17 protein-coding genes and 2 pseudogenes are annotated in these 20,135 nt (G+C 63.4%); 4 read left to right on the plus strand and 15 right to left on the minus strand.

Going from position 1 to position 20,135, the window contains the following annotated elements:
• Positions 1 to 110 precede the first annotated feature (110 nt).
• Together DACI_RS22535 and DACI_RS22540 are read left to right on the plus strand one after the other, a co-directional pair.
• A complete protein-coding gene (locus DACI_RS22535) occupies positions 111 to 365 on the plus strand; it encodes a DUF7661 family protein (RefSeq protein ID WP_012206275.1) in 255 nt (84 codons plus the stop codon).
• On the plus strand, positions 362 to 1,108 hold the full coding sequence (locus DACI_RS22540) for a hypothetical protein (protein ID WP_012206276.1): 747 nt from the start codon (positions 362 to 364) through the stop codon (positions 1,106 to 1,108). Before DACI_RS22535 ends, DACI_RS22540 begins: the two co-directional genes overlap by 4 nt.
• 19 nt (positions 1,109 to 1,127) lie before the next feature.
• Here the strand turns inward: DACI_RS22540 and DACI_RS22545 are convergent, their stop codons facing one another.
• From DACI_RS22545 to DACI_RS22595, 14 genes and pseudogenes are all read right to left on the minus strand, one after another.
• Positions 1,128 to 1,529, minus strand: a complete 402-nt coding sequence (locus DACI_RS22545; protein WP_012206277.1) for a hypothetical protein — start codon at positions 1,527 to 1,529, stop codon at positions 1,128 to 1,130.
• 176 nt (positions 1,530 to 1,705) lie between these two features.
• A complete protein-coding gene (locus tag DACI_RS32635; protein WP_225970982.1) occupies positions 1,706 to 1,924 on the minus strand; it encodes an SCO4402 family protein in 219 nt (72 codons plus the stop codon).
• A gap of 311 nt (positions 1,925 to 2,235) precedes the next feature.
• The gene (locus DACI_RS32220; RefSeq protein ID WP_012206278.1) at positions 2,236 to 2,661 is read right to left on the minus strand and encodes a DUF6896 domain-containing protein; all 426 of its coding nucleotides are present in this window, start codon (positions 2,659 to 2,661) and stop codon (positions 2,236 to 2,238) included.
• 5 nt (positions 2,662 to 2,666) lie between these two features.
• Positions 2,667 to 2,801, minus strand: a pseudogene (locus DACI_RS32880) (DUF6973 domain-containing protein); the annotation flags it as partial.
• A gap of 9 nt (positions 2,802 to 2,810) precedes the next feature.
• Positions 2,811 to 3,619, minus strand: a protein-coding gene (locus tag DACI_RS31610) for an IS5 family transposase (protein WP_085930546.1) whose coding sequence is annotated in 2 segments (ribosomal slippage) — positions 2,811 to 3,289 and positions 3,289 to 3,619 — 810 coding nt in all. Because the reading frame shifts where the segments join, the coding sequence is not laid out codon by codon here.
• Positions 3,620 to 3,709: 90 nt separating this feature from the next.
• Positions 3,710 to 4,079: pseudogene (locus tag DACI_RS32835) on the minus strand (RHS repeat-associated core domain-containing protein); the annotation flags it as partial.
• 153 nt (positions 4,080 to 4,232) lie between these two features.
• Complete coding sequence (locus DACI_RS32225) at positions 4,233 to 4,823, minus strand: DUF6714 family protein (protein WP_012206280.1); 591 nt, start codon at positions 4,821 to 4,823, stop codon at positions 4,233 to 4,235.
• Positions 4,802 to 9,388: an RHS repeat-associated core domain-containing protein gene (locus DACI_RS22565; RefSeq protein WP_012206281.1), complete on the minus strand. Its 4,587-nt coding sequence runs from the start codon at positions 9,386 to 9,388 to the stop codon at positions 4,802 to 4,804. The genes DACI_RS32225 and DACI_RS22565 overlap by 22 nt, the downstream gene beginning before the upstream one ends.
• 78 nt (positions 9,389 to 9,466) lie before the next feature.
• Entirely contained in the window at positions 9,467 to 11,803 is a 2,337-nt protein-coding gene (tssI, locus tag DACI_RS22570; RefSeq protein ID WP_012206282.1) for a type VI secretion system Vgr family protein, read from the minus strand.
• Positions 11,804 to 12,038: 235 nt separating this feature from the next.
• Positions 12,039 to 12,752 (minus strand): ABC transporter ATP-binding protein, encoded by a 714-nt coding sequence (locus tag DACI_RS22575; protein ID WP_012206283.1) that lies wholly within the window; start codon positions 12,750 to 12,752, stop codon positions 12,039 to 12,041.
• Complete coding sequence (locus tag DACI_RS22580) at positions 12,752 to 13,546, minus strand: ABC transporter ATP-binding protein (protein ID WP_012206284.1); 795 nt, start codon at positions 13,544 to 13,546, stop codon at positions 12,752 to 12,754. Before DACI_RS22580 ends, DACI_RS22575 begins: the two co-directional genes overlap by 1 nt.
• A complete protein-coding gene (locus DACI_RS22585) occupies positions 13,543 to 14,505 on the minus strand; it encodes a branched-chain amino acid ABC transporter permease (RefSeq protein WP_012206285.1) in 963 nt (320 codons plus the stop codon). The genes DACI_RS22580 and DACI_RS22585 overlap by 4 nt, the downstream gene beginning before the upstream one ends.
• 2 nt (positions 14,506 to 14,507) lie before the next feature.
• Positions 14,508 to 15,428: a branched-chain amino acid ABC transporter permease gene (locus tag DACI_RS22590; protein WP_012206286.1), complete on the minus strand. Its 921-nt coding sequence runs from the start codon at positions 15,426 to 15,428 to the stop codon at positions 14,508 to 14,510.
• A gap of 110 nt (positions 15,429 to 15,538) precedes the next feature.
• Positions 15,539 to 16,714, minus strand: a complete 1,176-nt coding sequence (locus DACI_RS22595) for an ABC transporter substrate-binding protein (RefSeq protein WP_012206287.1) — start codon at positions 16,712 to 16,714, stop codon at positions 15,539 to 15,541.
• A gap of 197 nt (positions 16,715 to 16,911) precedes the next feature.
• Between DACI_RS22595 and DACI_RS22600 the strand changes: the two genes are divergently transcribed.
• Positions 16,912 to 17,817, plus strand: a complete 906-nt coding sequence (locus DACI_RS22600; protein WP_012206288.1) for an alpha/beta hydrolase — start codon at positions 16,912 to 16,914, stop codon at positions 17,815 to 17,817.
• The gene (locus DACI_RS22605; RefSeq protein WP_012206289.1) at positions 17,814 to 18,302 is read left to right on the plus strand and encodes a MarR family winged helix-turn-helix transcriptional regulator; all 489 of its coding nucleotides are present in this window, start codon (positions 17,814 to 17,816) and stop codon (positions 18,300 to 18,302) included. The genes DACI_RS22600 and DACI_RS22605 overlap by 4 nt, the downstream gene beginning before the upstream one ends.
• Positions 18,303 to 18,324: 22 nt before the next feature.
• Here DACI_RS22605 and DACI_RS22610 read toward each other — a convergent pair whose 3' ends face one another.
• On the minus strand, positions 18,325 to 19,938 hold the full coding sequence (locus DACI_RS22610; RefSeq protein ID WP_043782300.1) for a sensor domain-containing diguanylate cyclase: 1,614 nt from the start codon (positions 19,936 to 19,938) through the stop codon (positions 18,325 to 18,327).
• Between the last annotated feature and the right edge of the window lie 197 nt (positions 19,939 to 20,135).

Genomic DNA, 20,135 nt, shown 5'->3' on the forward strand with positions numbered 1-20,135 from the left:
GAATAGTTTAGGTTTGAAATATATAGACGAAACGCCGGCACGAACCTAGGGAGAACACGCATGAGCCCCCCGACAGCCGCTACGATGCCGGATCGCCAGGAGGATCTCCCTTGGAAAAATACCGGTTCAATGTCTTCGGCCGCATCATCGCCATCGAACGCGCGCAGGCCCAGTGGCGCTGCTTCAACGTCGGCGCCGACGGCAAGCGCGCCCCCGCCCTGCTGGCCATTCCCTGCGATGTCACCCATGCCGAACTGGCGCAGTACCTCTACGACATCTACCACGAGAGCGCGGCCGCATCGGACCAGGACATCTTCGAGATCACCCCCGGCACCACCAACCCCTCACCCAGGAGTTCCTCTTGACCCAGCAAACCGAAGTCCGCGAACTGAAGCCGGGCCTCAGCCCCTTTCCCGCCGCCGCCGACATCTTCGTGGCCGACCAGCCCTGGCTGGCCGAGCACCTGCTGCCGCTGATCTCCATCGACCTGGGCCTGGTGCGGCCCGAACTGGCCGGCACCGTGGTCCACATGCTGTGCCCCGTCGAGCCCTTCGAGGGCTGCATAGGCGATGAGACCGAAGCCCACCACAACGCCTTCACCGCCCCCAACTGGTTTGCGCTGGAGCTGACGCCCGACAACCGCTATCGCTTCCTGGGCAACGAAGGCTTCTTCCAGCGCGCGCCGCAGCATGGCGGCCAGTTCACCAAGGATGCCTTCGCCTGCGAGCACACCGACGAAATGCTGGCCAGCCACGCCAAGGCCAGTGCCTACTACGCCGAGCACGGCCGCCTGGCCAGCTACTCGCGCTACGGCAAGGGCGAGCCCATGGAGCAGGACTACCTGGACAGCCTGGGCGGCGGCATCTGGTACGGCAACTGGACCAGCCACCCGCCCATTCCCCCGGCCTTCCAGCTGGACGAAGCGGAAAACGCCGGCATGGGCGATGAACTGGAAGACGACGGCATCCGCATCACCCGCGACGGCAAGCCCTTCTTCCACGTGGCCAACGTGGCCGGCTACAACTGGTGCGCCACGGGTGCGGACAGCATCCTGCTGTTCTACGAGCCGGAAAGCCGCACGGTGCTGTTCACGTTCGACTGGACCTGAGCCGGCCGAGCAGCGCCGCTCAGACGCGGCCCTGCTCAGGCGTGACGATCAGATGCGCCAGCAGCGGCCGGATGCGATCGTCCTGGTAGTAGCCGCCGTATTCCGTGTAGCGCAGAAAGGCGGCATTGCAATGGTGGCAGCGCCAGAGCGTGCAGCGGTTGTACGGGTGCCAGCCCAGGGCGATGGGGGCATCCGGTGACCACTGGTTCGTGCCCTGGGGGTGGTATTCATCAAGCAATTCCCGTGTCTCCGGCGTGCCCAGCGCACCAACCTGCTGCAGATGCGAAGTCTTGTCCGCCCCCGACAAGGACTCCCAGCCCGGCCTCCACAGCACAGCGCAGTCCGCGCATCGCTGCTGCTCGGCCGCCGCCGCAGCGAAGGCCCTCAATTCGGGTTCGGGAAGGGGGGTTGAAGTTGTCATGGAACGGTGCCTTGGTTTCCATGGATTGTCCGGCAGGTTTGGGGGCGGGCTACCGGCGTGGAAAACATCTTGCTGTTCCACGAACCGGGAAACGGTACGGTAGTCTTCACCACCGACTGGACATCACGATCAGCCATGGTCTTGCCCCGACCAGTCGGCTGGCAGGCATGCCCGTGTCAATCCAGCGGCTCGGGGCAGCCAGCGGCGTGGCGCCCCTCCAGACAATCGAACGCCCTTTCGGCACAGGCCACCACTCTCGTCCATTCGGCAACTTGTATGTAGAAGCCGTCCGGCATGTCCGTGCCGTACGCCTCAAAGACGGCATTGATGGCATCCACCAATTGCCCCATCAGTGCTGCCTCCTGCTCATCGAGAAGAATTTCACCGATCGCCATACGAGCATCACTGCCAAGATCCGTATCATCAAAATGAAATGTATGGCCAAATCAAGATGGTCGTATTGAACGTCTGCAGGGAAATCATGGTTCACCCAGGCTTTCATTTGATACTTCAAATCCTTGAGTTTTCTTAGATAGCCTAGCAGCTCCATCCTCATTTCTGGATATCTCAAGCGAGGCATCTCAATATCTTCCTATCCTGTTACCCGCCGATTGTGAGTAGCCCTGGAGCGTGTTATGCACTTTATAAAATCAATAAGATTTTATCTCCTTTATTAACTAGATTAATAATTAAATTAATGACAGCATTAAGACGAAAGGAACTTATAATACCCCGTTGGTAGCACCTTCACGATCTCCCCTGTAGATTCCAAATAAATCAAGGCAGATTTAATCGCATCGTCTGCATCTTGGTTTTTGAAATTAAATTTAATCGATTCAAAATAGAAGAACAATCTATTTGCGCTAAAAAAATCTCCATTCGACAGGAAATAATCATTTATATCAATAACCGTACCTTCATGAGAAAATTCATAACCACACCCATGCTTTTTAAATTCCCATTTATTCATTTCTTCATCAAAAACAAATCCGTTGCGAGGAAGAAATTCTATATTTGATAGCTTCACAAGATCACTATGGGCTCTGATGAAAGAAAGATGTAGAATCTCCTGTTTTTCTACATATTTTTTAATGCCAAAAGCAATATTTTTGATAAGGGAATAATCTACCATAATCAATACCTTGTTCTATTTAAACGAGCAGCGGCGGCGTCTTGAGCCTGCCCCGGCAGCCGCATCGCCTGGTGGATGCCTTGCGGGTTGTACTCCTGCAGCACATTGCCCCAGGGGTCCAGCTTTGCGGCCCAGATCACTAAGAGTGGCTAACACCACCGATCCACGAAGCGCGCACAGATGATCGCCGCTGCCAGTTTCAGCAGCGCTTCGTGGATATCCAGCCGTCGTTCAAAGCGGATTCGCAGCTTGCCAAAGCCTGCAAACCAGCTGTGCGTCCTCTCCACCACCCACCGGTGTTTGCCCAGCCTCTCGCTGCTCTCAATGCCTCGTCTGGCAATCCGGCCAATGATGCCCCGCTGCCTCAGGTGGGCTCGGCATCGCTTGAAGTCGTAGCCTTTGTCGGCGTGCAGCTTTGCCGGTCTTCTACGGGGACGTCCTGGCAGGCCAGCAATCGCAGGAATCGCGTCCACGCACCTCTCGAACATCTTGGAGTCGTGCCGGTTCGCGCCGCTGACCAAGATCACCAGCGGGATGCCTCTGGCATCTACGACGATGTGCCGCTTGGAGCCGAGCTTGCCTCTGTCCGTGGGGTTTGGGCCCGTTTCCTGGCCCCCCGGGGGCTTGGTACCGAGGAGCCATCAATGCTGGCCCGGCTCCAATCGATTTGGTCATGTTCACGCAAGCGAGTCAGCATGGCTTGGTGCAGCTGCTCCCAGACACCAGCGGCATTCCAGTCGCGCAGACGCCGCCAGCAAGTCATGCCGCTGCCGTAGCCCAGGGATTGGGGAAGGTCTTCCCATGGAATGCCTGTTTGCAGCACGAACAAGATGCCGTTGAGGGCAGCTTCATCGCTGACTGCGAGTTTGCGCGCACCGCCTTTGGCAGAAGGCACGAAGGCTGGGATCAGGGGTTGTAGCTGTCGCCACAGTTCTTTGCTAACGGGTCGTCTTGCCATGAGGGCAGCGAGCATAACTGCTCTGCGGGGGCCTGTGACGAAGTGGTGTTAGCCACTCTAAATAGCCCCGTTGCGCCATTGTTCCTGGCTCAAGACCAAGCGGGTCGGCCAGATTAACAGGCGAATTTCTAACATATCCGCAGGGGTTAGTCCCACCCATCAAACCAATCGGGTCCTGATTGATATAACTCCCCACTACCGGATCGTAATACCGATGCCGGTTGTAATACAGCCCCGTTTCCCTGTCATGGTGCTGCCCCGGCAGCCGGATCGCCTGGTGGATGCCCTGCGGGTTGTGCTCCTGCAGCACATTGCCCCAGTGGTCCAGCTTTGCGGCTCAGGCCACCTAGCCGGTCTGGTCCGTCAGGGCCATGGGCGTGCCCAGGTGGTCGCAGTGGTAGTGGTGGATGGCGATGCGGGCGTGTTGTTCTTTTTCCTGTTCCTGAACCTTTGTCTGCATGTCGTAGCAGTATTTCAGGCTATGTTCTGGAGATAATAATTAGAGTAGCATAGCCAACTCTTGGTCATTAATCTTTTATATCAATCTAATTATCATTAATCAAAGAATGAATGCATTAATCAATAAGATTATATGAACCCCTTGATTTATTAATCAGAATAGTAAAAAATTACCCCAATAGTTGGTTAGCGCTCTCTGTGCTTGCGCCTTCTCCATGTATCCATCTGGAAGCAAATTAGCTGTATTTACCAAAAACAATGCAACAAGCTTGGATTGCTCGTGACTCAATTTGTTGAATCCAGAATAATCCTGCCGTCGTCTGCCTACGTTGTAAGTAGCCTTGGATTCATTCAGCCCCAACTCCAACTTATCCATAAAATAAATATAATATTCCAATGCAAAATGTTTTAGATCATAGAAATATAGCAAAAATGACGGAAGGTAATAAATAAAACCGTCGTCATTCAACATTAAAAACTGCACATATTCTTCATACAAATAATCAAGATCAACTTCGGTCCATTTTTTTCCTAGAAATAGTCTAATACCCTTCTCATAGTCAATAGAATCATCCCCGGAGAATGTATTATCAATAAACAATCCGCAATTCGGCAGATCATCAGAAAATTCTTTCTTTAATGCAATGTTGTACCTTTCCCGTAAAGAAGGCTCAAGTTTACTATCACGCAATCTTTCTGAAATTATATTATTTAAATTCATATTTATTCCGCCTGTCCTGTGCATTTTCCTATTATGGAATACAATTGATTTATTTGTGTATTATGCCCTTTATCACCACCATTAAAGCATTTTCTTGCAATGTTTATTCGAGCATCAATACATTTCTTGATCTTATCCGCCTTCCCATAATCAATTTCATTTTTTCCGCACGTAAGACCTTTTGATTTATCGCATGCATCTTTCTTTTCATCGTCAAGTTTGTCATGATCATCTGGCGTGCAATTCCCTCCGTACCCTTGATACGATGAGCGATCACCTATCTGGGCTGCATTATTGTGTGCAATAGATAATTCACTTGCCGTTTTTGATACAGAAGTCGTATTTGAACTTGGCCTGGATGCCATCCAAAGAACCCCCAGAACCGCGACACCAATCGCAGCCCCCACTACTGCACCTATTGGTCCACCAACAGAAGCCCCGACTCCTGCCCCTATAGCGACTGTATTCAATCCTGTGGGATCAATTTTTGATGTTGGAGAAGACTCTGAGTACAAAATTTTATTTACACCACCTGCCAAACCAATCGGATCCTGATTCACATAACTCCCCACCACCGGATCGTAATACCGATGCCGGTTGTAATACAGCCCCGTTTCCCTGTCATGGTGCTGCCCCGGCAGCCGGATCGCCTGGTGGATGCCTTGCGGGTTGTATTCCTGCAGCACATTGCCCCAGGGGTCCAGCTTTGCGGCCCAGGCCACCTGGCCGGTCTGGTCCGTCAGGGCCATGGGTGTGCCCAGGTGGTCGCAGTGGTAGTGGTGGATGGCGATGCGGGCGTGCTGTTCTTTTTCCTGTTCCTGCAGCTTTGCCTGCATGCCGCTGAGCAGGCGCGCGGTGCTCTCGGCCTGTTCGCCCAGCATGGCTTGGGCGCCGGGCGGCAGGCCGTGCTCCAGGGTGTGGCGCAGGTGGCGGGCGGCGTCTTGCTGCATGTCCCTCGGCATGGCGCTGAGCATGGTTTGCATCAGGGCCAGGGCCGGCCTGTGATTGGGGTCGTCCTGGTCGGGCAGGCCTGCGGCGATGGCCTGCACCAGCAGGTGGGGCTCGTTTTGGGGGTCGCCGCTGGCCGTAGTGCTCAGGCGCACCAGGGGCGTGAAGCTGCCGGGTTCGTAGATGGTGTGTTCTATGTGGCGGGTGTCGTCGCCATGCTGCTGGCGTTCGGTGTGGATGAGGCGGTCTCCGTCCCAGCCGTAGTAGTGGGTGCGGGTGGGGTTGCCGTCTGCGCTTTCCACTTGCTGCTTGAGCCTGCGGCCCAGGGCGTCGTAGGTGTAGCGGCTGTGGTGGCGCAGTTGCTCGGCGTTGCCCTGGATCTGGCTGCTGCGCACCGCTATGAGCTGGTGGGCTCCGTCGTAGTGCAGTTGCTGCTGGCTGTGGTCTGCCTGCATTTGCGCGATGCGGTTGCCGCAGGGGTCGTAGCGCCAGACGCGGTCTTCGGTGAAGCCTATGCGGTTGTCTTCCCAGCGCTGCACGGGGCCTTGCCGCTGGCCTGCAAGGTGGCCCAGGCCCATGAGGTTGAAGTCGGTGTGCCGCCAGTGGGCGTGGACCTGGGCGGCCCAGTTGTCCTGGGTGTTCGTCTGGCCCGTTGCGCCGGGTGCACCGGGTGCTGGCAGGCGGTTGCCTGCGGGGTCGAGCTGCCAGCGGGTGGTGGTCTGGGGGTGCTGGCTGTCGGTGGCCGCTCTCAGGCGCCCGGCGCTGTCGTAGCCGTAGCGCAGCAGTTGCGCGGCCTGGCCCGGGGCGCCGGCCTGTTCTATGGCGACGAGCTGGCCCAGGCTGTCGTAGTGGTAGCGGCGGCCGAGGATCTGGCCGATGAGGGCGTGGGCCTGGGCGTCGGTGGGCTGCAGCGCTTGCAGGCCCGTGGTGCCCAGGGCCGTGAGGCGGCCCAGGCTGTCCCATTGGCGTTGCACCTGCAGGGGGTGGTGTGCGTCTGCTGCAGGGGTGGGTGGGTGCAGGCTGCGGCGGACTTCGCGGTGCAGGTTGTCGCGCTCGAAGTCGATGAGGCTGGCTCCGTTGAGCTGCAGTCCGTGCACATGGCCTGAGCCGTAGGTGAGCCAGGCGATCTCTCCCAGGCCTTGCAGCTGGCTGTGCTGGCGTCCGCCCAGGCGGTCCAGCGTGTGGGCGATGCGGTGTTCGTATTCGATCTGGTCTGCGCCGCCGCCCACGTTGCCGTCCTTGCCTGGGCGGTACAGCTGCTGCACTTCTGCCGTGATGCGGCCCAGGGCGTCGCGTTCCAATGCTATGCGGCTTTGCCGTTGGATGGTGTTCTCTGCGGTGTTCTCGCCGGTGTGCTGCCAGACGCTGGCCGCCGTGAGGCGCCCGGCCGCATCCCATTCGTAGCGGTGGGTTTGTGCGGGCGCGTGGGGCGTAGCGGGCAGCTGGCGTTCGGCGAGGCGCCCGCCTTCGTCCCAGCGATAGTGGCTGCTGCTTTGCTGCGCGGCGTTGCCGTCCGTGGCTTCCATGAGCTGGCCTGCCGCGTCCCAGCGGTAGCGCTGCAGCCGTTGGTCGAAGCCTTCTTCCTGCACGAGCCGGTCCAGCGCGTCCCAGGCAAAGCGGCTTTGCGACCCGTTCTCGTTGACGAGGCGCAGGAGGCGGCCGGCGCTGTCGTATTCGAAGGCCAGGGTGAGGCCGCCATGTGTTCGCTGGACCAGCCTGCCCCAGAGGTCGTAGCGCAGGTGGATGCTGGGGTCGGCGGTCTGGGTTTCGCTGGAGGTGCCCGCAGGCTGGGCTGGATCGATGCGCGTGAGGTGGCCTGCGCTGTCATAGTGGTAGCGCTCGATCTGGCCGTTGGGCAGTTCGCTGGCCACGATGCGCCCCTGGCCGTCGCGCTGGTGGCGTTGGCGCTGGCCCAGGGCGTTGTCCACTTCGATGAGCGCCCCCCAGCGGTCGTAGTGGTAGTGCGTGCTGTGGCCCGAGCAGTCGGTGTAGCTGAGCAGTTGGCCCGCGTCGCTCCAGGCCAGCTGTTTGCTGCCACCCTGGGCGTCTTCGATGCGCCGGGGGCTGTCGCAGGTGAGCGGCGCTTCCTGGGGGTCGGGGTAGTGGTAGCGCTCGGTGCTGCCATCGGCCTGGGTGATCTGGGTGAGGCGGCCCCAGGCGTCGTATTGGTAGCCGGTGGTGGCCCCTGCGGTGTCAGTGCTTTGCAGCAGGCGGCCGGTGGCTTCGTCGTGTTCCTGCTGGGTGCTGCGCCCGTCGGGCAGTTGCACGCCGATGAGCCGGCCCTGGCCATCACGCCTGAGGTGCACGCTGCGCCCCAGCGGGTCGGTGCGCGAGGCCAGGCGGCCGAAGCTGTCGTAGGCCTGCAGCCAGCGGCTGCCATCGGCCTTGTGGTGGGCGATGAGGCGCGACAGGCCCGCTGCGCCTTCGAAGTAGTAGGTCTCGATGCGATCCAGGCTGTCGCTGACGCGGGTGGCGGCACGCGGCTGGCCGTCAGGGCCCGGGGGCTGGGCCAGGTAGTCGAAGCGGTAGCTGAGGCCTTCCTGGTTGCTGTGCTCGATGACGCGGGCGCCGGGCTGGGCGCTCTCGTAGCGGTAGCGGTGCCAGGGTCCGCTGGCATGGCGGTGGGCGCTGATGCGGTGGTGGTCCCATTCGAATTCACGCACGAGCTGGCCTGCGCGGTCGTGGACGGTGATGAGGTCGCCTGCGCTGCTGTAGCCGTAGCGCACGAGCGTGATGGGAGCGATGGGGGTGGACAGGGGATTCAACGGGTCCTGTGTGAGGTCCACGCCTGTGACTCGCCAGCCGTCGTCGGCGCCCCATAGTCCGTTCAGTCCCTGCGCATCCTTGCCCCCATGGATGCGCTGGTGCAGCAGGCGGTAGCGCCGGCCCGTGCCGTCGCTCAGCGAGACCAGGCGGCCTGCGGGGATGAGGTCCTTGCTCGCACTGTGGCCGGCCTCGGGCGTGGTGCCGTCGCTGTAGTGGTAGAGCTGGCGGCGCCCGAAGCGGTCGATCTGGGCCATGAGGCGCCAGGGACCGTCGACAGGTTCACCGGGCGCAGGACCAAAGCCCCAGAGGGTGTCGCCATCGCCGCTGACCGCGAGGATGGCTTGCGGGTTGCGCACCAGTGCCTGCTCCACATGCGACCAGCGAGGATTGGCGGCCCAAGGCGCGGTACCGCCGTCCGGCTCCGTGCTGCCGCCGCGCAGCAGCCAGAGGTCTTCGCTGGCACTGTGCAGCTGGCCGCCCGGCACCAGAGGCTGGTCGAAGGTGATGACGCGGCCGCTGGCATCCAGCAGCAAGGTGGCCTCGTCCTGCAGCCGGATGCTGAGCTCCTGCAGCAGGTGCCAGCCATGGCCCAGCAGGCCGCAGGCGGCGCCGTGCTCGGGGTTGACGTAGCTGCTGTACTGGCGCTGCCAGGCCACAGGCAGCGCAGCCGATGGCAGGGCGAAGTCCAGGTCTTGTGCGCCCAGCAGGACCTTGGCGCCCAGCTGGGGGTTGACGGGGGAGCCGACGGTGATGCCGCCCGGGCAGACGGAGCAGGCCAGGCCCCCCTGGCTGCCAATGAGCACGGTGAGCGAACCGGTGACGATCTTGCCCTTGACGACGCTGTCGGTGATGCGGGCTGCGGGTTTGCCACTCATGCGAGGCTGCTCCTGGAGAGGTGAGAGAGAACGGGACGGCGGATGAGGGGAATGCAGGGGCTGCAGGACATGCGGGCCTCAGCAGTTGAGCCGGTCCGTGGGCGAGAGAATCTGGATGTCGCCGGGCGTGATGCGGATGGTGCTTTTGCCGCAGGTCAGCAGGATTTCCTGCTGGGCTTCGAGCCGGATCTTGGCGGCGTTGAGCTCAATGCTTTGCCCATCCATGGTGAGCTGGGAGGCCTTGCCACCTCCGCCTCCACCGCCCCCACCGCTGCCGGGCGACGTGATGTTCATGGCCATGCCGCCACCGGCTCCGCCTCCGCCTCCCGCGCCACCACCACCGCCCACGGTCAGCGAGTACTGCGAGCCCACTTCCGTGCTTTGCTTGCTGCCGACCTTGACCTGGCGCTCCTGCCCCACAGTGAGGTTCTGGCTCATGCCGACCGTGGTCTGCATGGCCACGCCGATGTTCTCCATGTAGTTGACGCCGATGTTCATCATCTTCATCACACCCACGTTCTGCATGTAGGCCATGCCTATGGTCTGGGTCTTGAGCAGGCCCACCGTGACGTGCCAGTTCTGGCCTATCTTGTCGGTCTCGGTCTTGCCAACGGTCTTGCTGCGGTTCTTGCCGATGGAGATGTTCTCGTCGATGCCGACATCCTCGTTGCGGTTGTCGCCAATGCTGATCTTCTCGTTGTGGTCCACTCGCTCCGTGCGGTTGTTGTGCACGGTGATGGTCTCGTCGCGGTCCACGGTCTCGGTGCGGTCCCGGTGGATGATGTTGGTCTCGTCGCGGTCGATGGTCTTGCGCCGGTCGTTGCCCACCCATTTGTCCTCGTCGTTCTCGACTTCGGTGAGCTGGTCCTTTTGCGCGTGCAGCCACAGCTGTTCGGCGCCCGCCTTGTCCTCGAAGCGGATGGCGTTGGCGTCGCCCGGGCCGTTCTTCAGGCCCGCGCCTGCGGCACCGCCCTTGCTCGATCTTGTCTTGATGCCCGATTGCGTGGCGTTGGCCGGCAGCGCCCAGGGCGGCATGTTGGCCGCGTTGTAGACGCAGCCCGTGACCAGCGGGTAGTCCGGGTCGCCATTGAGGAAGTCGACGACGACTTCATGCCCTATGCGGGGAATGGAGATGGCCCCGAACCCCGGGCCTGCCCAGTTCGTGGCCACGCGGATCCAGCAGCTGGAGTTCTCGTTCATGGCGCCCAGGCGGTCCCAGTGGAACTGCACCTTGATGCGGCCGTATTCGTCGGTCCAGATTTCTTCTCCGGCCGGGCCCACGACGACGGCGGTCTGCGGGCCCGTGGTGCGCGGCTTGGGCGTGGTGCGCGCGGGCGTGTAGGCAAGACTCGTGGGCTGGGCCTGCAACTCGTAGCGCTGGAAGGAGCCGTCTTCCGCGGCGCTGCCCTTGGCGCCCGGGGCCACGGCACTGACGCGGGGGTTCTCCTTCAAGTGGTAGCTCAGGCCCGTGATCAGGTACTGCTGGTTCTGGTCGCCGCGCGGGTAGTTGTAGAGGCTGAAGGTGTAGCCCGTGGCCAGCGCCCGGTGGCAGGACTGGCCCCGCACCCGGCTTTGGCCCGTGAGGCTTTCCTTCAGGCGCACGCGGATGTAGTCCTCGCCGTCGCTCAGCTGGGTGTAGCCGCCCGGCCATTCGTAGATTTCATGGCCGTCATGGGCGTGGCCCGGCGGGTCGCGCCGCAGGTGGGTGAGGTCGGCCCGGGGCTTCTTGAAGTCGTAGTCGTCGCTGTAATGGCGGCCTGGTTTGATTTCCTGCTCCAGCTGCCAGGCGTGGATGTTTTCCTGATCGCCTGCAGCGGCTTTTTCCGGGGGATAAAAGGGAATGGAGGCGCCCCCGGGCAATACGCTGTGCGAGGCAATGATGTCGTCGCACAGCACCAGGGTGTGCTGGCCCGAGGCATGCTCGAAGAAGTAGTAAATGCCTTCGTGCTCCATCAATCGCGAGACAAAGTCGCAATCGCTTTCGTTGTATTGAACGCAGTAGTCCCAGCTGCGATAGGCGCGCGTGAGTTTCTTTTGCAGGGGATGGCCATAGACGCCCAATACCTGCTCGATGATGTCGGGCACGGTCTGGTTCTGGAAGATGCGAAAGTCGCTCTTGCGCGTGGCCAGCCACAGCCAGGGGCTCAGGCGGGCCTTGTAGGCGTAGTGGCGGTGGTCCTGGCCCTGCATGCCAAAGCGGGTGACGATGCCGTCGATGAAGCGCCTGCCGCCGCCCTGGGTTTCTATTTCTATGGTGGCGTTTTTACCCAATAGGGCCTTGGGATCGATGCTTTCGCTTTCGCTGAGCATTTCCACATCGAGGCTGAAGAGTTGGCTGATGTTTTCCTGGCCGCGCAATTCACGGAAATGCAGCTGCTCGCCCAATGGCGTGTGTATGGTGACTCGGCGTGTCATAGTGCGCGCCGCCCTGGGGGCGGCCTCCCTGCTCTTGGTGAGCGGGGATCATAGACAAGCCGATGGCCATAGGGCAATCAAATGCAGGGCCGGATACATCCTGTAAATGTAAGCAATTGCCTATCTTGGATACAGGCATGTATTTGAATGGCATGCCACCCATTGATCTTCAATGCCATTCAACCCTCCATCGCGCCTTGAATTTCGCCTTGAACTGCGAATGCATTGCGCGTGCTCACACTCCCAAATACCGTTCCCACAGCGCTCTGTCCCCATCCAGCGCGGCCGAGTCTCCGCTCCACACGACCTTGCCGCGCTCCAGGATGAGGTGGCGGTCAGCCAGGCCCAGCAGGCGCTCCACGTATTTGTCGATGACCAGGATGGTCTGGCCGGCGGCGCGCAGCTGAGCCAGGCAGGCCCAGATCTCTTCGCGGATGCGGGGGGCCAGGCCCTCGGTGGCTTCGTCCAGGATGAGCAGGCGCGGGTTGGTGACCAGGGCGCGGCCTATGGCCAGCATTTGCTGCTCGCCGCCTGACAGCTGGTTACCCATGTTGGAGGCGCGCTCGCGCAGGCGGGGGAACAGCGGGAACACGCGCTCGGGCGTCCAGGGCTGGGCCGCGCCGGGGCTGCCCGAATTGCGATGGGCCACAAAGGCCGTCAGGTGCTCGCGCACCGTGAGATTGGGAAAGCACTGGCGGCCTTCGGGCACGATGGCCACGCCGGCGCGGGCGATGCGGTCGGTGGCCCAGCCGGCAATGTCCTGCCCGGCAAACACCATGCGGCCGGCGCGCAGGGGCAGCTGGCCCAGCAGCGTGCGAAGCAGCGTGGTCTTGCCCATGCCGTTGCGACCCAGCAGGGTGACGACCTGGCCTGCCTCGATGCGGAGGTCCACGCCGAACAGCACCTGGCTGGGTCCGTAGCCGCTTTGCACGGCCTGCATTTCGAGCATCACGCGCCCTCCTTCACTTCTTCGTCGCCCAGGTAGGCCTGGCGCACATCGGCGTTGCCACGTATCTCGTCGGGCGTGCCGGTGGCGATGATGCGGCCGTAGACCAGCACGGAGATACGGTCGGCCAGGCGGAACACGGCCTGCATGTCGTGCTCCACCAGCAGCATGGCGGCACGGCCGCGCAGGGACTCGATCAGCTCGGTCAGGCGCAGTGTTTCATCAGGCCCCATGCCGGCCATGGGCTCGTCCAGCAGCAGCACGCCGGGGCGCGCAGCCAGGGCCAGCGCGAATTCCAGCTTGCGCTGCTCGCCATGCGGCAGCGTGCCTGCGGGGCGTTGCAGCAGGCTGGCGTCAATGGCGCATTCGCGCGCCAGCTCGCGGGCCTGCTCGTAGAGCGCGGTCTCGGCCGCGCGCGGGCGCCAGAAGCTGAAGCTGCTGCCCGCATGCGCCTGCACGGCCAGCACCAGGTTGTCCAGCACGCTGGACTGCTTGAAGATGTTGGTGATCTGGAAAGACCGCGACAGCCCCGCCGCCACGCGCTGGTGGGCGTTGAGCGCGCTCACATCGCGCCCCGCCAGCACCAGCGTGCCCGCATCGGCCGCCAGCGTGCCGGACAGCAGATGGATGAGCGTGGACTTGCCCGCGCCATTGGGGCCGATCAGCGCATGAATCTCGCCAGGCGCCAGCGACAGCGAGACATGGTCGGTGGCCAGCAGCGCGCCAAAGCGGCGCACCAGGCCCTTGGCTTCCAGGGCCGGAGTGGGAATGGAGATAAGTGTGGCCGCGCCGCTCATGCCTGCCTCCCGCGTGCGGGCCACAGGCCCATCAGGCCGCGCGGCGCACCGAACACCACGCACAGCAGCAGCAGGCCCAGCGGCAGGTGCCAGTACTCGGTCCACATGCGCAGCACTTCCTCCAGCGTCAGCATGACGACGGCGCCGGCCACGCCGCCCCAGCGCAGGCCCACGCCCCCCACCAGCACCATGATCAGCAGGTTGGCCGACTGGGTCCAGTGCATGAGGCTGGGGGAGATGAACAGGTTGTGGTTGGCCAGCAGCGCGCCCGCCAGCCCGGCCACGGCGCCGCTGAGCACAAAGGCTGCCAGCTTGATGCGATAGACCGGGTAGCCCAGCGACTCCATGCGCGACTCGTTCTCGCGCACGCCCTGCAGCGCCTTGCCGAAGCGCGAATCCACCAGCCGCCCGAACACGGCCATCAGCACCGCGAACAGCGCCAGCACCACGTAGTAGAAGGAGACATCGTGGCCCAGGTCCAGCCCGGGCAGTACGGAATGGCCGGGCAGGTTGAGCCCGTCCTCGCCGCCGTACTGGCGCAGGGAGATGAAGATGTAGAACAGCATCTGCGCAAAGGCCAGCGTGATCATGATGAAGTACACGCCGCGCGTGCGCAGCGACACGGCACCCGTGGCGGCGGCCAGCAGCCCGGCCAGCAGCGCGGCTGCCGGCCAGGCCACCAGGGCCGAGGTCACGCCGTTCATCGCCAGGATGCCCACCGCATAGGCCCCCGCACCGAAGAAGGCCGCATGCCCCAGCGCCACCATGCCGCCATAGCCCAGAATGAGGTTCAGGCTGGTGGCGGCCAGCGCGTAGATCAATACGCGGCGCACGAAGGAGATGTAGAAGTCCAGCCCCAGCGCCGGAGCCACCAGCGGGAACACCGCCAGCGCCAGCAGCGCGAGCACGGTCCAGAAGAACCGGGCCTGGAACCTGCCTTGCAATGTGCTGTGTTCCATGCTCAGCCTCGCGCAGGGAAAAGGCCGGAAGGACGGTACACCAGCACCACCGCCATCAGCACGTAGATGGAAATCGCCGCCAGCGTAGGCCCCACGCTGGATGCCACGGCCGGGGAGAACACCTGGCGCAGCAGCATGGGCAAAAAGGCCCGCCCCGCCGTATCCACCATGCCCACCAGCAGGGCGCCCACCAGGGCGCCGCGTATGGAGCCTATGCCGCCGATGACGATGCACACCAGCACCAGGATCAGGATGTCCTCGCCCATGCCCACCTGCACCGAGGTGATGGGCCCCAGCAGCGCCCCCGCCACCGCCGCCAGCATGGCGCCCAGCGTGAACACGCCCAGGAACAGCAGCGGCACGCGCACGCCCATCAGCGTGGCCATCTGGCGGTTGGAGGCGCCTGCCCGCACCAGCACGCCGGCGCGCGTGCGCGTCACGAACCAGTACAGGCCCAGCGCGGCGGCCAGGCCGAAGACGATGATCATCAGCCGGTAGGCCGGGTACATGAGTTCGGGCAGCAACTGCACCGGGCCCGACAGCGCAGCCGGCATGTTGAGCATCACCGGAGCCGGGCCCCAGACCATCTTGACCAGGTCATTGGCAATGAGGATGACGGCATAGCTGCCCAGCACCTGGGCCAGATGGTCACGCACGGCAAGGCGCCGTATCAGCACCAGCTCCAGCACCACACCCGCCACGCCCGTGGCCACGGCCGCCACCAGCACGGCCGCGGTGAACGAGCCCGTGCGCTGCATGGTCTCGGCCGCCACATAGGCGCCCGCCATGTACAGCGAGCCATGGGCCAGGTTCATGATGTCCATGATGCCGAACACCAGGGTCAGCCCGGCCGCGATCAGAAACAGCATCAGCCCGAACTGCAGGCCATTCAGCAATTGCTCCAAGAGCAGCGTCCACGTCATCCACACGCCCCCTGCCGCAGGCGCAGTGGCCCGCGCGCGGTCAACAAATCATCCGGCTTTGAAAATCAAGATCAAGGCACGCCGCGCCCGACGGGGGCGCGGCGGCGGGGTCACATCTTGCAGTCGTTGACGTAGACGTCCTGGTACTTGTCGAACACCTTGCCCACCAGCTTGTTGGTGATGCGGCCGCTGCCGTCCTTCTCGATCACGCGCTGGTAGTAGGCCTGGATGGGATAGTGGTTCTTGCCGTACGTGAAGGGGCCGCGCACCGAGGCGTAGTCGGCCTTCTCCAGCGCCTTGACAATGGCCTGGCGGTCCGAGGCCTTGCCGCCGGCCTGCTTGACCGCCGCATCCATGGCCATGATCACGTCATACGCCTGGGCCGCATAAACCGAGGGGTTGCGGCCCTTGTACTCCTTGCGGAAAGCCTCGACGAAGGCCTTGTTCTGCGGCACGTCCAGGTCATGCGCCCACTGCGCGGTGTTGACCATGCCCAGCATGGGCTCGCCCACGGCCTGGATCACGTCCTCGTCGGCCGAGAAGCCCGGGCCGATCAGCTTGACGCTTTGCGACAGCCCCGTGGACACGAACTGCTTGACGAAGTTGATGCCCATGCCGCCCGGCAGGAAGATGTAGACCGCATCGGGCTTGGCCGCACGGATCTGGGCCAGCTCGGCCGCGTAGTCGATCTGGCCCAGCTTGGTGTAGACCTCCTCGCCGGGCGCGGTCTTGTAGCCGCGCTTGAAGCCGACCAGCGCATCCTTGCCCGCCGGATAGTCGGGCGCCATGATGAACATCTTCTTGAAGCCACGGTCGGCGGCCAGCTTGCCGGCTGCCTCGTGGAAGGCATCGTTCTGGTAGGACGTGCCGAACCAGAACGCATTGCACTGCGCGCCCGCGAACTGACTGGGGCCGGGGTTGTTGGACAGGTAGGGCACCTTGGCGCCGAACAGCGCCGGGCCCACGGCCAGGGCCACGTTGGAGCCGATGGGGCCGGTGAAGAAATCCACCTTGTCGCGCTGTATGTAGCGCGTGACCAGCTGTCGCGCCTGGTCGGGGTTGCCGCCCATGTCGGTCTGCAGGAACTCGGCCGGCTGGCCGCCCAGCTTGCTGCCCAGCTGCTTGATGGCGAGGTTGAAGCCGTCACGCGCCTCGGCGCCCAGCGCGGCAAACGGCCCGGAAATATCGTTGGCGATACCGACCTTGATGGTGTCCGCCTGCGCGAGCGGGGGAACAAAGGCAGGGGCCAGGGCCGCTGCGGCCAGGAAGGGGGTGAGGAAACGCATGCTGCTGTGCTCCTTGCGCGGGCCGCGCGGATGGCAATCGGTGGTGAGGCAGTCTTCCGTCACGCTGGACGGGAAACTCTGTAAGGGCTGGAACGGTTGGCGCGGGTCTTAGTTTAGGTTTAAAGTATTTTGCAGAACAAGTCTGGGACTTGTACCAATACCTGCCATACAAACCATTTCGCGCCATCTCCGTTCCAATGCCCGCACTCTACCGTCACTACGACCGCGCCGGACTCGATGTCCAGTACAACGCCCGCGCGACGGTACCTGACATCACCCCCATCATCAAGGCCTATGCCGACGACAGCCGGGCCGCGCGCCAGAGCCTGCCCTGCGCGCTGAACGTGGCCTATGGCGAGCATGCCGACGAGCTGCTGGACATTTTCCCGGCAGCAACCGGGGCGGCAGGCGCCCCTGTTCTCTTCTTCATCCACGGCGGCTACTGGCGGCTGCTGTCCAAGGACGACTCCAGCAGCATGGCGCCCACCTTCACGCGCGCCGGCGCCGTGGTGGTGGCCCTGAACTACTCGCTGGCGCCCGCCGTCACGCTGGACCGCATCGTGGACCAGACACGCCGCGCACTGGCCTGGGTGCATGCCCACATCGCCCGCTACGGCGGCGACCCGGGCCGCATCCATGTCTGCGGCAGCTCGGCCGGCGGCCACCTGGCGGGCATGCTGCTGACCGGTGGCTGGCATGCGGACTACGGCGTGCCCGAGGACGTGGTGCGCGGCGCCGCACCGCTGTCGGGCCTGTTCGACCTGCGCCCGCTGGTGCACACCCACATCAACGAATGGATGCGCCTGAGCGAGCAGGACGCCATTCGCAACAGCCCCGCCCTCCTGCCGCACGGCGCGGCCTGCCCGCTCATCGTCAGCTACGGCGAGAGCGAGACCGATGAATTCAAGCGCCAGAGCGACGACTACCTGGCCGCCTGGAACCAGCGCCGTGGCCCCGGTCCATCGTCAGGCCAGTACGTGGCCATGCCCGGCACCAACCATTTCGACATCGTGCTCACCCTGAACGACCCGGCCAGCCCGCTGACGCGCGCCATCCTCGCGCAGATGGGCCTGAGCGCCCCCACACCGCAGAACCAGCCATGACCCACGCTCCCGACCTGGAGTCGCGCGCCGCGCCCGACGACCACCATGCGCTGCGCCTGTGGCTGCGCATGCTCACCTGCTGCAACCTCATCGAAGGCGAGATCCGCAACCGCCTGCGCAGCGAATTCGACACCACCCTGCCCCGCTTCGACCTCATGGCCCAGCTGCAGCGCGCGCCCGAGGGCATGAAGATGGGCGAGCTGTCGCGCCACATGATGGTGACCAACGGCAACATCACCGGCATCACCGACCAGTTGGAGAAAGAGGGCCTGGTGGTGCGCACCAAGGTGGAGTCCGACCGGCGCAGCTCCGTGCTGCACCTCACCCCGCTGGGCCGCAAGACCTTTGCGCGCATGGCCAAGGCGCATGAGTCCTGGGTCATGGGCATGTTCGGCGACATGCCGCAGGCCAGCCGCAACGACCTGTACCAGGCGCTGGGCGACCTCAAGCAGCAGGTGGTGGCCCACCGCTCGCCCACGGACTGAGCGCGCACAGACCCAAGCCCATTCAGCCCTGCACGCAGTTGCGCCCTGCGGCCTTGGCGCGGTACAGCGCACGGTCGGCCGCTTCCACCAGCGCCACGGCGGCACCTTGGGTGGAGCCTTGCGTGGTGCCTTGTGTAGCGCCTTGGGTCGCGCCAGCCTCATCGCCCTGCGCCGTGGCCACGCCAATGCTGGCCGTCACATGGCCAAAGCGGCTGATGCGGTGCTCCAGGGCCAGGCCCTCGATGCGCGCGCGCAGCCGCTCGGCCACCTGCTGCGCGCCGGCCTTGTCGGTATTGGGCAGCACCACGGCCAGCTCCTCCCCGCCATAGCGCGCCGCCATGTCGCCGGGCCGCTGCACCGCCTGGGCCAGCGCGCTGCACACGGCCTGCAGGCAGGCATCGCCCGCCACATGGCCGTAGGCATCGTTGTAGCCCTTGAAGTAGTCCAGGTCGATCAGCAGCAGCGACAGCGGCGTGCCCTCGCGCGCAGCGCGACGGGCCTCGCGCTCCAGCACCTCGTCAAAGCGGCGGCGGTTGGCCAGGCCCGTCAGCTGGTCCTGGGCAGCCAGCACTTCCAGCCGGCGATTGGCGTCCAGCAATTCCTCGCGCGCGCTGACCAGGGAGCATTCGGCGCGCGAACGCAGCCGCATCGCGGCCGTCAGGCGCCAGCCGATCAACGCAATCGCCAGAAACAGCCCCAGCACCACGGCCAGCGTCAGCAGCGCCTGGCGCCGCCAGGAGCTCAACGCCTCATCGCGGCCCAGGGCCACCGTGGTCACCAGGGGATAGCGCTCGCTGCGCAGGAAGGCATAGATTCTTTCCGTGCCATCCAGGGCCGAGCGGAACGACGCCGTGCCCGACATCGCCCCCACGTAGTGGCGCAGAAAATTGGGCGACTGCGAGAAGTCCCGCCCCAGGTCCTGCTCGCGGAACGGGTGGCGCACCAGCAACTGCCCGCCCGGCGTGCTCAGTGCAATGGCCCCCTTCTCGCCGATATCGATCTTGCCGAACAGCCGCAGGAAATTCTCCACACCCAGCGCCACCACCACCGCGCCTGCAAACTGGCCCTCGGCGTCCGTATAGCGCCGGCTGATGGTGATCACCCATTCGCCCGTGGAGCGGCTGCGGATCGGCGGCCCGATGTAGATGCCTGACGATGCGTCGTCACGGTGGTGCGTGAAGTAGTCCAGGCCGGAGCTTTCCGATCCTTCGGGAAACACGCCCTTGGACGACATCAGCCAATGGCCCTGCGCATCCACGATCAGCAGCTCGTTGAGCTGGTTCAGCAGCTGCTCCTGCCGGTTGACCAGATACAGCACCCGCTCCAGGAGCACGGGGCTGGTGCCATCCACCTCCAGCCGCTCGGCAATGCCCAGCAGCAGCATGGAGCTTTGGGTGATCACGCCCTCGGCATAGGTGTTCAGTGTCTGGGCCAGGTTGCGGTTGCTGGTATCGACCTCGGCCAGCGTGCGCTGGCGCGCCGCCACCAATTGCCAGACCGTGGCCGCAGAAACCGATACGAACACCACCGCCAGCAACCAGGCCACCAGGCGGGCATCACGCTTCACGGGCCGGCCTCTGCCCCCGCACCAGGCCTTTGTCCACCAATCCCTCTCCATCACATGCACCTGCGCCATCTCGGCAGTCCTGCTGCCGTCCGATCTTGGGTTTTCTGCATCCGGCTCAGCACCTGGGCAGCGTCTTTGCGCGGGCGTTTCCGACCTTGATCCAAGTCAAGCCGGAAAAACCCGCGAACCCGGTATTGTCCCCGGCTTCGGAAAAATCGGCCCGACGGGTTGGGATTGGGGGGCTGCCGGCCGGGTAGGCAACGCAT

This window comes from Delftia acidovorans SPH-1 (genome assembly GCF_000018665.1).
GTDB lineage: Bacteria > Pseudomonadota > Gammaproteobacteria > Burkholderiales > Burkholderiaceae_C > Comamonas > Comamonas acidovorans.